The 13,597-nt window shown below is 76.0% G+C and carries 13 protein-coding genes; 10 read left to right on the top strand and 3 right to left on the bottom strand.

Going from position 1 to position 13,597, the window contains the following annotated elements:
- Nucleotides 1-4 precede the first annotated feature (4 nt).
- The 5 genes from IPL61_16300 to IPL61_16280 all read left to right on the top strand — a co-directional run bounded on the left by IPL61_16300 (nt 5) and on the right by IPL61_16280 (nt 4,041).
- Nucleotides 5-448, top strand: coding sequence for an acyl-CoA thioesterase (locus IPL61_16300; protein ID MBK9032805.1), 444 nt, complete (start codon nt 5-7; stop codon nt 446-448).
- A gap of 127 nt (nt 449-575) precedes the next feature.
- Nucleotides 576-1,355 (top strand): folate-binding protein YgfZ, encoded by a 780-nt coding sequence (locus IPL61_16295; GenBank protein ID MBK9032804.1) that lies wholly within the window; start codon nt 576-578, stop codon nt 1,353-1,355.
- 10 nt (nt 1,356-1,365) lie between these two features.
- Nucleotides 1,366-2,610: a hypothetical protein gene (locus IPL61_16290; protein MBK9032803.1), complete on the top strand. Its 1,245-nt coding sequence runs from the start codon at nt 1,366-1,368 to the stop codon at nt 2,608-2,610.
- Nucleotides 2,611-2,629: 19 nt separating this feature from the next.
- A complete protein-coding gene (modB, locus tag IPL61_16285) occupies nt 2,630-3,304 on the top strand; it encodes a molybdate ABC transporter permease subunit (protein ID MBK9032802.1) in 675 nt (224 codons plus the stop codon).
- On the top strand, nt 3,301-4,041 hold the full coding sequence (locus IPL61_16280; GenBank protein MBK9032801.1) for an ATP-binding cassette domain-containing protein: 741 nt from the start codon (nt 3,301-3,303) through the stop codon (nt 4,039-4,041). The genes modB and IPL61_16280 overlap by 4 nt, the downstream gene beginning before the upstream one ends.
- Nucleotides 4,042-4,050: 9 nt before the next feature.
- Here IPL61_16280 and IPL61_16275 read toward each other — a convergent pair whose 3' ends face one another.
- Both IPL61_16275 and IPL61_16270 read right to left on the bottom strand, forming a co-directional pair.
- The gene (locus tag IPL61_16275) at nt 4,051-4,869 is read right to left on the bottom strand and encodes a 3-hydroxybutyryl-CoA dehydrogenase (protein ID MBK9032800.1); all 819 of its coding nucleotides are present in this window, start codon (nt 4,867-4,869) and stop codon (nt 4,051-4,053) included.
- 32 nt (nt 4,870-4,901) lie between these two features.
- A complete protein-coding gene (locus IPL61_16270; GenBank protein ID MBK9032799.1) occupies nt 4,902-6,077 on the bottom strand; it encodes an acetyl-CoA C-acetyltransferase in 1,176 nt (391 codons plus the stop codon).
- A gap of 83 nt (nt 6,078-6,160) precedes the next feature.
- Between IPL61_16270 and IPL61_16265 the strand changes: the two genes are divergently transcribed.
- From IPL61_16265 to IPL61_16255, 3 genes are all read left to right on the top strand, one after another.
- A complete protein-coding gene (locus tag IPL61_16265; protein MBK9032798.1) occupies nt 6,161-7,999 on the top strand; it encodes a hypothetical protein in 1,839 nt (612 codons plus the stop codon).
- Nucleotides 8,000-8,357: 358 nt separating this feature from the next.
- On the top strand, nt 8,358-8,975 hold the full coding sequence (locus tag IPL61_16260; GenBank protein ID MBK9032797.1) for a hypothetical protein: 618 nt from the start codon (nt 8,358-8,360) through the stop codon (nt 8,973-8,975).
- A complete protein-coding gene (locus tag IPL61_16255; protein ID MBK9032796.1) occupies nt 8,972-10,513 on the top strand; it encodes a radical SAM protein in 1,542 nt (513 codons plus the stop codon). Before IPL61_16260 ends, IPL61_16255 begins: the two co-directional genes overlap by 4 nt.
- Nucleotides 10,514-10,528: 15 nt before the next feature.
- Here IPL61_16255 and IPL61_16250 read toward each other — a convergent pair whose 3' ends face one another.
- Nucleotides 10,529-10,687: a hypothetical protein gene (locus IPL61_16250; protein MBK9032795.1), complete on the bottom strand. Its 159-nt coding sequence runs from the start codon at nt 10,685-10,687 to the stop codon at nt 10,529-10,531.
- Between the two features lie 115 nt (nt 10,688-10,802).
- Here IPL61_16250 and IPL61_16245 point away from each other — a divergent pair, with 115 nt between their 5' ends.
- The gene (locus IPL61_16245) at nt 10,803-11,765 is read left to right on the top strand and encodes a hypothetical protein (protein ID MBK9032794.1); all 963 of its coding nucleotides are present in this window, start codon (nt 10,803-10,805) and stop codon (nt 11,763-11,765) included.
- Nucleotides 11,762-13,519 carry a hypothetical protein gene (locus IPL61_16240; GenBank protein MBK9032793.1) on the top strand — a complete coding sequence of 586 codons (1,758 nt, stop codon included), beginning with the start codon at nt 11,762-11,764 and terminating at the stop codon, nt 13,517-13,519. The genes IPL61_16245 and IPL61_16240 overlap by 4 nt, the downstream gene beginning before the upstream one ends.
- Nucleotides 13,520-13,597: the final 78 nt, after the last annotated feature.

Raw genomic sequence — 13,597 nt, 5'->3', positions numbered from 1 at the left:
CGTGATGACGCAGATCGTGATGCCGACGCACACCAACGGCTCGGCCGGGGTGATGTTCGGCGGCGTGATGATGCAGTGGATCGACGTGTGCGCGGGCGTCGCCGCCATGCGCCACGCGGGTGGGCGCGTCCTCACGGCGTCGATCGATCGCGTCGACTTCGTGCACCCGGTGCACGTCGGTGACGTCGTCGTGCTCACCGCCCAGGTCAACTACGCCGGGCGGACCTCGATGGAGGTCGGCTGCCACGTCGAGACCGAGGAGATGAGCACCGGCTCGCGGCGCCACACGACCAAGGCGTACCTGACCTTCGTCGCGGTCGACGAGGCCGGCGCCCCGCGCGCGATCCCGCCGCTCGCGCTCGAGACCGACGACGACCGCCGGCGCCACGCCGAGGCGGTCGCCCGCCGCGCCGACCGGTTGCGAGCGGCCGGCCGGACCGCGCGCTGAGCTGCGTGCGCGCTGGCGACCCGCGCATGCCGCGCGCCGCGCGGGCGCCCGGTCGTGACCCAGCGCCAGCGAGGCCCTGGGCCCGGCGCCATCTGGCCAGCGCCGATCGAGGTGATAGGGTGCGTCCATGCTCGTCGACTGCTCCGCCTGGGGTCACCTCGCCGTCACCGGGGGCGACCGTCTGCGCTTCCTGCACGGGCTCACCACCGTCAACGTGACCGGGCTCGCCGACGGCGGCCACGCCTGGGGCGCGATCCTGTCGCCCAAGGGCCGGGTCCTGTCGGTGGTCGAGATCACCCGCGAGCCCGAGCGCGTGCTGGTCCACGTCGAGCCGGCCCTGGTCGAGCCGACGCTGGCCGTGCTCGACAAGTACGCGGTCATGGACGACGTCGTCTCGGCGCAGGTGCCCCTGGCGGCGCACAAGCGCTGGGCCTCGGCCGCCGACGCCTGGCGCGCGCCGTACGTGTTCGCGCCGCCGCCCGGCCCGGTCGCCGGCGCCGATGAGCTCGAGGTCGCGCGGATCGAGGCCGGCCTGCTCCGCTACGGCGTCGACGTCGACGACGGCTGCTTCCCGTTCGAGACCCCGCTGGCGGCGTTCCTCGACTACGGCAAGGGCTGCTACGTCGGCCAGGAGCCGGTGTTCCGCGTCCACGCCCAGGGTCAGGGCGCCCGGACGCTGCGCGGGCTCCGGGTCGACGGTGACACCGCACCGCCGGTGGGCGCGACCGTGGCCCACCCGGCCAAGGCCAGCGCCGGCGCGGTCACGTCGGCGACGGTGTCGCCGCGGCTGGGGCCGATCGCGCTGGCGTACCTGCACCGCTCGGCGTGGACCGTCGGCGACGAGGTCACCGTCGACGGGCGCCGGGCCACCGTCGTCGAGCTGCCGGCCGACAGCGGCCAGTGGTAGGCTGGTCCGCGTGCATCGTCGGGCCGCCCTGTGCGCCGTCGCCGCCCTGGCGTGCGGCACCGAGGACTCGACCGCGGGCGATCCGTTCCCGATCCTGATCGACCGCGCCGGGGGCGCGCTCTTGACGACGGTCTCGGTCGACGGCGCCGGGCCGGTGCCGGCGGTGATCGACGTGATGTCGCCGCTGACGATCGTCGACGCGCCGCTGGGCGCGGCGGTGCGGCGGCGCGGGATCGAGCTGACCGTCCTCGGCCATCGGACCGCGACCGACCCGACGCTGATCGCGCGGGCGCGGTTCTCGACGACGGCGCTGTTCCTGCATCCGTGCGACGTCCCCGAGACCTGCGCGATCGGCCAGCCCGGCGCGCCGACCGAGATCTCGGTCGTGATCGGCGGCGACACCCTGCGCGGCGACGCCCTCCGCGTCCAGCCGGCCAGCGACCGCCTGTTCGTGCTGCCGGATGTCGCCGGCGCCGGCGCCGCGCGCGATCGCGTGTGCGACGCCGAGGTCCCCTCGCCCTTCTACGGCGGCGGGACGCTGGTGATCGGCGGCACCGAGCTGGGGTTCTCGGGCCTGCGCCCGACCCTGGGCGTGTGCCTGTCCCCGACGCCGACCGCGCTCGATCCCACCGCGCGCGGGGTCGACGCCGCGCTGGTGCTCTCGACCGGCATCGGGCCGTCGATCCTGGCCGAGAGCCGCTACGAGATCTGGCGCGCGGCCACCGGCGGCCCGGCCCTCGCCGACCTCGCGCCCGCGACCGTGCTCCTGCCGTCGGGCCCGCTCGAGGGTCGCCTGGCGCGCATCGACGCGCTGGCGATCGTCGGGGCCAAGACCGCGCCCCGGGGCGCGTGCCGCGAGGTGTTCGCCCACCACCTGCTGACCGCGCGCGACTGTGCGCCCGAGGACGGCGACGACTGCCCGTGCACCGACGCGACGTTCTGCAGCGTGCCGTCGGTGGTCGAGCTGGCCGATCAGTTCGAGGCGTTGATCGTGCCCGACACCGCGCCGCTCTTGCAGGCGCTGCGCACCGAGCTGCGCCCGGCCCAGCCCGAGATCGACGGCGTCCTCGGCCTGGCCGCGCTCGGCGCCACCGAGTTCGACGTCGACTACCCGAACAACCGGCTCCTGTTCCGCTGCGCCGGCGCCGGGTGCGTCATCCGCCCGGCGCTGCGCGACGCCGCCTCGCGCCCGACCGTCGACCTCTGCCTGGCCCAGGCCACGCCCGCGCTCGACGCCGGCGTCGACGCGCCGTGATACCGTCGACGCGGCGTCCATGGACTGGGATCCGCTGCTCCTGTCGCTCGAGGCGGCCCTGTTCGCCACCGTGATCGCCGGCCTGGCGGGGATCGCGGTGGGGGCGGTGCTGGCGCGGCCGCGCATGCCCGGGCGTCACCTGATCGACGCGATCATCGCGGCGCCGATGGTGATGCCGCCGACGGTGCTCGGCTACTACGTGCTGGTGACGGTCGGCCGCAAGAGCGCGCTGGGCGGCGTCTACCGCGACCTCGTCGGCACCGACCTGACGTTCACGTTCCACGGCGTCGTGCTCGCGGCGACGCTCGGCGCCTTCCCGATGGTGGCCAAGGCCGCGCGCACCGCGTTCGAGGGCGTCGACCCGACGCTGGTCAGCGCGGCCCGCACGCTCGGCGCCGGCCGGGTCCGCGCGTTCTTCACGATCGCCCTGCCCCTGGCCGCGCCCGGCATCGTCGGCGGTCTGATGATCGGCTTCGCGCGCGGCCTGGGCGATTTCGGCGTGACGCTGATGGTCGCCGGCGACATCCCGGGCGAGACCCAGTCGGCGCCGCTCGCGATCTACGATCACGTCCAGGCCGGGCGCGAGCGCGCCGCCGGCCTGTCGTCGCTGGTCCTGACGATCGGCGCGGTCGTGATCCTGTACGCGGTCAACCGCCTGACCCGCGATCGCCACCGCGAGCAGGAGGCCCAGTGACGCTCGCGATCGACGTCACGGTCGCGCGCCGTGACTTCACGTTCGCGATCGCCACCACGTTCGCGCCCGGCATCACCTGCGTGCTCGGGCCGTCGGGCGCCGGCAAGTCGACGCTGCTCGGCGTCATCAGCGGGCTGGTCCGGCCCACCCGCGGCCGGGTCGCGCTCGGCGACGAGGCCTGGGTCGACACCGCGGCGCGGGTCGCGGTGCCGATCGAGGCGCGCCACGTCGCGTACCTGTTCCAGTCCCTGGCGCTGTTCCCGCACCTCGACGCGCTGGCCAACGTCGCGTACGCGGTGCCGCGCGCGGTGCCGCGGGCCGAGCGCGGCGCCCGGGCCCGGGCGCTGCTGGCCCGGGTCGGGGTCGAGCACCTGGCGGGCCGGCGGCCGCGCACGTTCTCGGGCGGCGAGGCCCAGCGGGTCGCGCTGGCCCGGGCGCTGGCGATGACGCCGCGGGTGATCCTGCTCGACGAGCCGTTCTCGGCGCTCGACCGCGAGCTCAAGCGCCCGCTGATCGCGCTGGTGCGCGAGCTGGCGCGGGAGCTGGCGGTGCCGACGATCGCGGTCACGCACTCGCTGGGCGAGGCCCGGGCGCTGGCCGACCGGGTGATCCGCGTCGCCGCGGGCCGGGTCGTCGCCGACGGCGCGCCGGCGGACCTGCTGGCGCGGGCCGGCCACGACGACGACCTCGTGGCCGACGCGCCGCGCGCGGCCGACGCCGCGGCGCGCGCGGGTTGATCCGCGGGCCTACTTGCCGTCGTAGCGGTAGAAGCCGCGCCCGACCTTGCGGCCGAGCCAGCCGGCGGCGACGTGCTGGCGCAAGAGCGGGCACGGCCGGTACTTGTCGTCGCCCAGCTCCTGGTGGAGCACGTTCGCGATCGCCAGCACGGTGTCGAGGCCGATCAGATCGGCCAGCTCGAGCGGGCCCATCGGGTGGTTGAGCCCGAGCTTGACGCCGGTGTCGATGTCGGCCGGCGTGCCCAGGCCCTCGTAGAGCGCGTAGCAGGCCTCGTTGAGCAGCGGGATCAGCACGCGGTTGACGATGAAGCCCGGGATGTCGCGGGCCGCGATCGTGGTCTTGCCGAACCGGTGCGCCAGCTCGATCGTCGTCGCCGAGGTCTCGTCGCTGGTCGGCAGGCCACGGACGATCTCGACCAGCTTCATGACCGGCACCGGGTTCATGAAGTGCATGCCGATCACGCGCTCGGGCCGGCCCGAGGCCGACGCCAGCTTGGTGATCGAGATCGACGACGTGTTCGACGCCAGGATCGTCTCGGGCGGCGTGACCTTGCCCAGGCTGCGCATGAGCTCGAGCTTGAGCGCCTCCTGCTCGGGCGCCGCCTCGATCACGAACTCGCGATCGGCGAGGTCGGCGTGGCCGGCCCCGGACCGCAGGCGGCCCCGCGCGAGGTCGCGCTCCTCGCCGGTCAGCTTGCCCTTCTCGACCAGGCGGTCGAGGGTCTTGCCGAGCTTCGCGATCGCCCCCGCCGCCAGCTCGGCCGTGACGTCGACCAGCACCACGTCGAGGCCGGCCTGGGCCGCGACCTGGGCGATGCCCTGGCCCATCTGGCCGCCGCCGACGACGCCGAGGCGCGTGATCACGGGCGCTCCACGAGCAGCGCGATGCCCTCGCCGCCGCCGATGCACAGCGACGCCCCGCCGGTCTTGGCGCCGCGGGCGGCCATCGCGGACAAGAGCGTGACGACGATGCGCGCGCCCGACGCGCCGATCGGGTGGCCGAGCGCGACCGCCCCGCCCCAGACGTTGACCTTGGCCGGGTCGAGGCCGAGCAGCTGGTTCTGCGCGATCGACACGACCGCGAAGGCCTCGTTGATCTCCCACAGGTCGACGGCCTGGGGCTTCCAGCCGACCTTGGCGCAGGCCTTCTCGATGGCCGGCGCCGGCGCGGTGGTGAACCACTCGGGCGCCTGGGCGTGGTAGCCGGTGGCGACGATCCGCGCCAGCACCGGCAGCTCGCGCCGCTTGGCCTCGTCGGCGCTCATCAGCACGACCGCGGCGGCGCCGTCGTTGAGCGACGAGGCGTTGCCGGCGGTGATCGTGCCGTCCTTGGCGAAGGCGGCGCGCAGGCCGCCGAGCTTGGCGATGTTGCCGCGGCCGGGCTCCTCGTCGGTGTCGACCACGATCTCGCCGCCCTTCGCGGCGATCTTGACCGGCGTGATCTCGGCGACGAAGCGGCCCTCCTGCTGGGCGGTGAGCGCCCGCTGGTAGCTCGAGCCCGCGAACTCGTCCTGGGCCCCGCGCGAGATGCTGCGGTCCTTGGCGCACAGCTCGGCGCAGTTGCCCATGTGCTGGTTCGAGTAGACGTCCCAGAGGCCGTCGTTGACCATGCTGTCGACGGTGTCGAGCCCGCCCATCTTGACGCCGGTGCGCAGGCCGCGCACCAGGTGCGGCGCGTTCGACATCGACTCCATGCCGCCGGCGACCGCGATCGTCGCGTCGCCCACCGCGATCGCGCGCGCGGCCATGATGATGGTCTCGAGCCCGGACCCGCACACCTTGTTGACGGTCACGCACGGGACGCCCTGGGGCAGGCCGGCGCCGAGCGCGGCCTGGCGGGCCGGGGCCTGGCCCTGCCCGGCGGGCAGCACGCAACCCATGTAGACCAGATCGACCGAGCTGCCGTCGACCTGGGCCCGCTCGAGCGCGGCCTTGATGGCGATCGCGCCCAGCTTGGGGGCGGGCACGGTGGCCAGGGCGCCGAGGAAGCTGGCGATCGGGGTGCGGGCAGCACCGACGATGACGACGTCACGCATGGGGGACCTCCAGGAGCGAGATGACGTGCACGAGCGGAGCCGAGAGTGTGGCCGCCGCGCGCGCGAAGGGATACCCTTGGCAGGTGGTGCGGTCAAGCCACCGGCTCGCCGGGACGTGCGTCGCGATCGTCGCAGCCGGCGGCTGCGGCGACGGCCTGCGCGTCGACGTCGACTACGAGATCGTCGGCCTGGTCCCCGCGGTCGGCGGCGTGTGCGGCGCCGCCCCGACCGCGCCGCCCGCCGCGCCCGGCGCCACCCGCGTGCGCTTCACCTTCCGCGATCACACGGCCACCGGGCCCGGTCCGTTGCGCTGCGACGCGGTCTTGCCGCGGGGCCTGACCCGCCCGGTCCTGGCCGTGCCGCGCCGGGGCGAGCCGGTCGATCTGTGGGTCGAGTACTTCGCCGACGACGGCGCGCTGGTGGCGCGCGGCGAGCGCCGCGACGTCGATCTGACCGGCGGCACGGTCACGATCCCGGTCGGCCCGTCCAACGGCTACGCCTGCGACCCGGCCCAGCCGAGCCAGCCGCGCGCGTTCCACAGCGCGACGCTCTTGCCGACCGGCGAGGTGCTGTTCCTCGGCGGGCTGGTCGGCGCGCCGGGCGACGCCGGCGCCGAGTTCGCGCCGGCCGCGGGCGCCTACGTGACGTCGTCGGCCGAGATCTACGATCCGGCGTCGGGCCGGGTGTCCCCGATCGCGATCGCCGGCTTCACCCCGCGCGCCTTCCACCAGGTCGTGGTCCTGGGCACCGATCCCAACGGCGACGTGCGGCTCGCGGTCAGCGGCGGCCTCGGGGTCGGCGGTGACGCGAGCGCCGCCGGCAACGTCGCCGCGATCGGCGGCGCCGCCGGCGAGGCGCCGTGGCAGCTCGTGTCCGCCGACGTGGCCCTGGGGCGGGCCGGCGCGCAGCCGGTGGCGACCGAGCTCCTGGTGTACGTGCCGACGACCCGCACCATCAACCGATCGCCGATCACCGGCGCGACCGGGGCCACGTTCGCCGCCGCGGGCGCCGTCGACGTCGAGTTCGGCAGCCCGCGGATCGTCGGCGGCGGCGTCGGCGCGGGCGGCGACGCGCTCGACGTGCTGCACCCCAGCGGCGAGCTCGACGTGCGCCTGACCGGCCTGCCGCGGGTGGGCGCCAGCCTGGTGGCCGCGACCGCGACCACGGCGCTGTGGCTGGGCGGCGAGCTGACCGGCGCGTCGCTCTACGACAAGATCATCCAGCTCGACGCGGTCGCGGCGCTGGCGTCAGGCGCGGCCCCGCCGGCGGCCGGGCTCAACCGCGCGTTCGGCGCCGCGGTGCGCCTCGACGACGAGATCCTCTACGCCGGCGGCCTGCGGATCCTCACGGGCGTGCTCACCGACACCACCGGCGCCGTCCCCGGCGTGCGCATCGACGTGGCGACCGACACCGCGACCGATCTGATCGCGCCCGAGCTGACCGGCGCGGCGTACCCCGCGGCGGCGCAGCTGCCCGGCCACGGCGGCCTCGTCAGCGGCGGCGCGGTCGCCGGCGATCTCGCCTGCGCTGGCACGCTCGCGTGCGTCAGCGGGCAGAGCGTCCGCTTCGACGCCGCCGGGATCGCGAGCGCCACCGGCGCGCCCGGCCTGGCGCGCTACGGCCACGCGCTCACGCGCCTGGACAACGGGATCGTGCTGGTCAGCGGCGGCTTCACCGCCGGCGCGACGGCCGGCACGATCCGCGCGGTCAGCACCCTCGAGCAGTTCGAGCCGCACCTCGCCGCCGACGATCCGCTGGCCGACATCGGCCCGGTGCGGGCGCCGGGCGAGGTGGCCACGATGGCCGGCGTGCCGATCGCCCCGTGCACGCTGGTGCAAGGCGGCGGCGCCGACGCCGGCGGGCCGATCGACGCCCTCGACATCGACGCCCTCGACATCGACGCCGACATCGACGCGATGTAGCCCCCGCCCCGACCCCCCGAGCCGGAGCCGGACCCCGAGCCGGACCCGGACCCGGAGTCGGTGCCGGAGCCGGACCCGGTGCCGGAGCCGGTGCCGGAGCCGGAGCCGGCCCCGGAGCCGGAGCCGGACCCCGAGCCGGAGCCGGACCCGGTGCCGGAGCCGGACCCGGAGCCGGACCCGGACCCGGAGTCGGTGCCGGAGCCGGTGCCGGAGCCGGACCCGGACCCGGACCCGGAGCCGGACCCGGCCCCGGAGCCGGACCCGGATCCCCGCCGCGATCGACCCGGCCGAGCCCGACGCCGACGAGATCGACGCCCTCGACATCGACGCGCTCGAGGCCCGAGGTACACTCCGGGCCGTGCGGCTCCGTCTCATCTGCAGCTCCGCCGCCGCGCTGGTCGCGGCGACCGCGCTGGTCGCGGTGGCCCGTCCGGGCCGCTCGGTGCGGGTGCCGCGGACCACGACGGCGCTGACGACGATGGCGCGGTTCTGCGCGGTCCACGAGGACGATCGCGGCATGTGCTTCGCGCCGGTCGCGGTCGGCGACGCCGGCGCGGTGCTTTCGCCCGACGGCGACAACCTCGGCGAGACCACGATCACCGAGGTCACACCCAACCCCAACCGCTGCGGCGTCGCGGAGACCTGGTCGATCCGGTTCGATCGCGGCCGGCTCGGCGGACGCTACCTCGACTACGGCGGCACGATCCTGATCGGCGCGCGGGCCGCGCCCGAGGCCAAGCTCATGCCCGGGGCCGCGGGCGTGCCCGACGACAACCCGCTGGCGTCGGTCATGTACGTCGTCGACACCGACGGCGACGACCGGGCCGACCTGCTGGTCGATCAGTTCGCGTGCGACCAGGCGCGGCGCCCGACCCGCGTCAACTACCCCAGCCACATGTGCACCGAGTACTGGCTGGCGATCCGCGATCACTGGCAGCGCGCGCGCACCGATCAGATCGCGATCTGCAGCCGATGACCCGTCGATGGGACGCCGAGCGGGACGTCGCGGCCCGGCTCGCCAACGAGCGCGGCACGATCCGGCGCGAGGCCGCGACCCGGATCGCGCTGTGCTACCCGAGCCCGTACCGCGCGGCGATGTCGTCGCTCGGCTACCAGCACATCTACCGGCTGCTCAACGCGGTGCCCGAGGTCGCGGCCGATCGCGCGGTCCTGCCCGACGACGTCGCCGCGGCCCGCGGCCAGCCGTGGCTGACGCTCGAGCGGTCGCGGCCGGTGGCCGGGTACCCGCTGCTGGCGTTCTCGGTCGCGTACGAGCTCGAGCTGATCGGCCTGATCGAGTGCCTCGAGCTGGCCAACATCCCGGTGCTGGCGGCCGACCGCGACCACCACCACCCGCTGATCGTCGCCGGCGGGCCGCTGACCTTCTCGAACCCGGTGCCGCTGGCGCCCTACGTCGACGTCGTCATCCTCGGCGAGGGCGACCAGCTCGCCGGCGAGCTGGTGGTGCTGGCCCGGGACCTGGGCTGGCACCGCGGCGACGTCCTCGCCGCCCTGCGCGGCCGCCCAGGCTACTACCTGCCGACGATCCACGGCGACGACGTGCCCGCGATCGCCGCCGCCGACGACGAGCTCCTGCCGGCGCGCTCGCAGATCCTCACGCCCGACGCCGAGCTGGCCGACATGTTCATGACCGAGGCGGCGCGGGGGTGCTCGCGCGGCTGCACCTACTGCGTCATGCGCCGCTCGACCAACGGCGGCATGCGGGTCGTGCCGACCGAGGTCGTGCTGGCCGGCATCCCGGAGGCGGCGCGGCGGGTCGGCCTGGTCGGCGCCGCGGTGACCGATCACCCCGACATCCGCGCGATCGTCCGCGGCGTCGTCGACGGCGGCCGCGAGGTCGGCATCTCGAGCCTGCGCGCCGACAAGCTCGACGACGAGCTGGTCGGCCTGCTGGCCAAGGGCGGCTACCGCACGTTGACCGTCGCCGCCGACGGCACCAGCGAGCGCATGCGCCGCGTGGTCGAGCGCTCGACCCAGGAGAAGCACCTGCTCCAGACCGCGGTGCTCGCGACCCGGCACCAGCTCGCGACCGTGAAGATCTACATGATGGTCGGCGTGCCGAGCGAGACCGACGACGACATCGACGAGCTGGTCCGGTTCGCCGGCGAGCTGGTGGCGGCGCACCCGAAGATCGCGTTCGGCGTGGCGCCGTTCGTGGCCAAGCGCCACACGCCGCTCGACGGCACCGCGTTCGCCGGCATCGACGTCGTCGAGCACCGGCTCGAGCGCCTGCGCCGGGGCCTGGGCGCGTACCGCGGCAAGGCCCTGGTGCGGCCGACCTCGGCCCGGTGGGCCTGGGTCGAGTACATGCTGGCGCAGGGCGACCGCCGCGCCGGGCTGGCCGTGCTCGAGGCCCACCGGGCCGGCGGCACCTTCGCGGCCTGGAAGCGCGCGTTCATCAGCCAGGACGCCACGCCGACCGGGCCGCGCGCGCGGGTGCCGTCGACCGCCGAGATCATCGCGCTGCGGCGACGCCCGGCCGCGACCGCCTGAGCGGCCGCGCCGCGGTCACCAGAACTTCCACCACGGGCGGGCCCGGGCCTTGTCCTCGGCCGAGCACTTGCAGCGCTGGCTCTTGGGCACGCCGGCCAGCACCTGCTCGACGTGGGCGCCGCAGCCGGCGAATGAGGGCTTCTGGCACAGCGAGCAGGTCACGCGACGGCACATGCGGCGCACTCTACCCGACCCGGGCCGCGCTGGCGGGCGCGCGCGTTGTCGCACCTGCACTGAGGTCGCCCCCGGGCGAGTTGAGGATCGCGGGCCGCGGGCCTACCATCGCGGCGTGGACCTGGCGCGCATGCTGGACAAGTGCACGAGCGGCCAGTGGCACGCCGACGACCTCGACTGGTCGGCGCCGCCGCCGGCGCTGGCGCGCGCCAAGGAGGAGGCCGTGGTCCAGGCCTTCACCGACATGGCCGGCATCGAGCTCCTCGCCGCGGCGCTGTTCCGGGCCCAGCGCGCCAAGGCCACCGATCCGACCCTCGCGGCGATCTTCGACTCGTTCATCGTCGACGAGGAGCGCCACGCCGTGGTCGCGGCCCGGCTGGCCCGCTACTACGACGTCCACCGCTACCGGGCCTACCAGCTGGCGCCGGCGCTGCGCGCGTTCCGGCCGCCGTTCCTGGCGGTGATCGACCTGGCGGCGCCCGACATCGCCAACGCCTACGTCACCGCCGGCGAGCTCCTGCTCGACGTCGCGCTCCTGCGCTCCCTCGACGACTACGTCGGCGACGCGATGAGCCACCAGGCGATGGCGCTGATCAACCGCGACGAGTCGCGGCACATCGCGATCGACTTCCACATGACCGAGGTCTACGCGTCCGACGCCTACCTGGCGGCGAAGGCCGCGCGCCCGGCCTCGTCGTGGCGCCACCGGGCCGCGACCGCGACCGCGCTGGGCCGGATGCTCTGGCACGCGCAGCCGTTCTTGCGGCAGGTGTTCCTCGAGCCGATCGACCGGACCGATCCGACCGGCCACCGCCTGCGCGAGGCGCTCAAGCGCATCCAGCTGATCGCGCGCAAGCCGACCGTGGCCCGGCTGCCGCTGATGCGCGTGATGTTGACCGCGCAGGAGCTGTACCTGCACCCGATCGCCGGGCCGCTGTTCGCGGGCGCGCTCTTGCGGCTGCTCGGGGCCGAGCCGCGGATCGCCGCCAGGCTGTTCACCGACGCCGAGCTCGCGCGCTCGAACGCGATGAGCTTCGACGAGCTGGCCGAGGACGCCGTGGCGGCCAAGGGCTCGTGACCGTCACCGCCCCCGCCCTGGTGTCCGCGAGCAGCGACGGCCGCGCCGTGGTCGCGGTCCGCGGCGGCCGCGCGACCGTGTTCGACGCCGCGAGCCTCGAGGTCACCGCGACCGGCGCGGTCCCTGACGACGTGATCGCCGCGGCCCTGGTCGCGACCCGGCTGGTGGTGCTCCACGGCGGCCAGCTCGCGGTCTTCGAGCTGCCCGCGTTCGAGGTCAGCGCGACCGCGGCGGTGCCCGGCGCCACGACGATCGCGGGCGTCGCCGGCGACCGGGTGCTGCTGCCGATCGACGGCGCGGTGGTGATCGCGCGGCTCGGCGCCGGCGCGATCGCGCTCGAGCAGCTGGCCGCGCCCGTGCCGATCGAGGACGTCATCGCGGTCGACAGCGACCGGCTGCTGACGATCGCGGCCGGCGCGGTCGCGATCGTGTCGGCGGTGTCGCACCGGCTACTGTCGCGGCTCAGCGCGCGCGTGCCGCCGGCGCCGCGGCTGTGCGGCCTGGCGGCCGGGCGCCGGATCGCGTGGCTGGCCCGGGCCGACGAGGCCGACCTGACGCTCTTGCGGCTGTCCGACGGCCGGACGTTCAGCTACCGCACGGCCGCGGTGATCTCGGCGGTCTACGCCCACCCCGAGGTGCCGTGGGTGGTGATCGCGACCGCGCGCGGGCTCGAGCGCGTGCACGTCCAGACGCTGGCCGGGCACCCGATGGCGGCCGAGCTCGACCGCGGCGCGTGCGTCGCCGGCGGCGACGCGCCGGTGCTGTGCTGGATCGATCGCCAGGGCCGGCCGCGGCGCACGCCCCTCGACGGCGACGCGGTGATCGGCCCGGCCGGGTTCCGCCTGGCCATGGCCGGCGCGGGCGCCGCCGCCGCCCGGGAGGATCGCCCGACGCCACCGATGCCGACGACGCCACCGATGCCGACGACGCCACCGATGCCGACGACGGCGCCGGGCGACGACGCGCCCCCGGCCGCGCTGGCCGACGCGGCCGCGGCCGCGGTCCCCGACGACACCCCGCCGCCGCTACCGACCCGCGTGGGGCGTGGGCCCCGGGGACGCTCGTCGGCGCTGTGGCGCGTCGAGCTGGCCGACTGGGCGCGCGCCGCGCTGGCCGGCGCCGCCCCCGACCGCGACCCGCCCGCGCTCGACGACACCCCGCTCGCGGCGCTGGCCCGGCGCACGGCGCTCACCGACGACGGCCGCCGCGCCCTCGCGCTGCTCTACGGCGCCTGGCTGGTCGGGGCGCCGCGCCCGTCGCTCGACCGGCTCGCGCGCACGATCGCCTGGGACGAGGTCGGCGGCGACGGCAGCCTGCCGCGCGCGGCGATCACCAGCGTCGCCGGCGGCCGGGTCGCGCTGCGCACCGCCGTGGCCCGGTTCCTCGACGGTGGCGCCCCGGCGCGGATCGCCCTGGCCGGCGCCGGCGTCGCGGCGAGCCCGCCGCGCGGGCGGGTCCGGGTCCACACCGATCCCGATCTGTCGCTCGCCGCCGCGGCCCGCGCGATCGCGACGCGGCTGGGCGCGGCGGCGATCACCGACGAGGCCCGGGCCGGCGGCCGCCGCGGCCTGGTGATCGCGCTCGACGAGGCCTGGCTGCGGCAGCGCCCGCTGATCGCCCTGCCCAGCGGCGGCTTCGACGTCGACGCGCTGGTCGCCGCGCCGGTCCGCGACGACCACGCGCTGATCGTGGTCTGGCCCGATCGCGAGGCGCCCGAGGCGCTGGCCGACTGGCCCGCGCTGACGCTGCCCTGACGCGCGCCCGGCCGCGATCCGCCCCGGCCGCGATCCGCCCTGGGCACGATCGGCCCTGGCCGCGATCCGGCCAGCGGC

It is taken from the genome of Myxococcales bacterium, from assembly GCA_016717005.1.
Taxonomy (GTDB): domain Bacteria; phylum Myxococcota_A; class Polyangia; order Haliangiales; family Haliangiaceae; genus UBA2376.
This window is presented reverse-complemented; position numbering and strand designations above follow the sequence as displayed.

What these genes read in the sequence shown, in the direction of transcription:
- IPL61_16300 (MBK9032805.1), top strand. Translation starts at nt 5, where the DNA reads ATGACGCAGATCGTGATGCCGACGCACACCAACGGCTCGGCCGGGGTG.
- IPL61_16295 (MBK9032804.1), top strand. Translation starts at nt 576, where the DNA reads ATGCTCGTCGACTGCTCCGCCTGGGGTCACCTCGCCGTCACCGGGGGC.
- IPL61_16270 (MBK9032799.1), bottom strand. Translation starts at nt 6,077, where the DNA reads ATGCGTGACGTCGTCATCGTCGGTGCTGCCCGCACCCCGATCGCCAGC.
- modB (MBK9032802.1), top strand. Translation starts at nt 2,630, where the DNA reads ATGGACTGGGATCCGCTGCTCCTGTCGCTCGAGGCGGCCCTGTTCGCC.
- IPL61_16275 (MBK9032800.1), bottom strand. Translation starts at nt 4,869, where the DNA reads ATGGGCCAGGGCATCGCCCAGGTCGCGGCCCAGGCCGGCCTCGACGTG.
- IPL61_16250 (MBK9032795.1), bottom strand. Translation starts at nt 10,687, where the DNA reads ATGTGCCGTCGCGTGACCTGCTCGCTGTGCCAGAAGCCCTCATTCGCC.
- IPL61_16255 (MBK9032796.1), top strand. Translation starts at nt 8,972, where the DNA reads ATGACCCGTCGATGGGACGCCGAGCGGGACGTCGCGGCCCGGCTCGCC.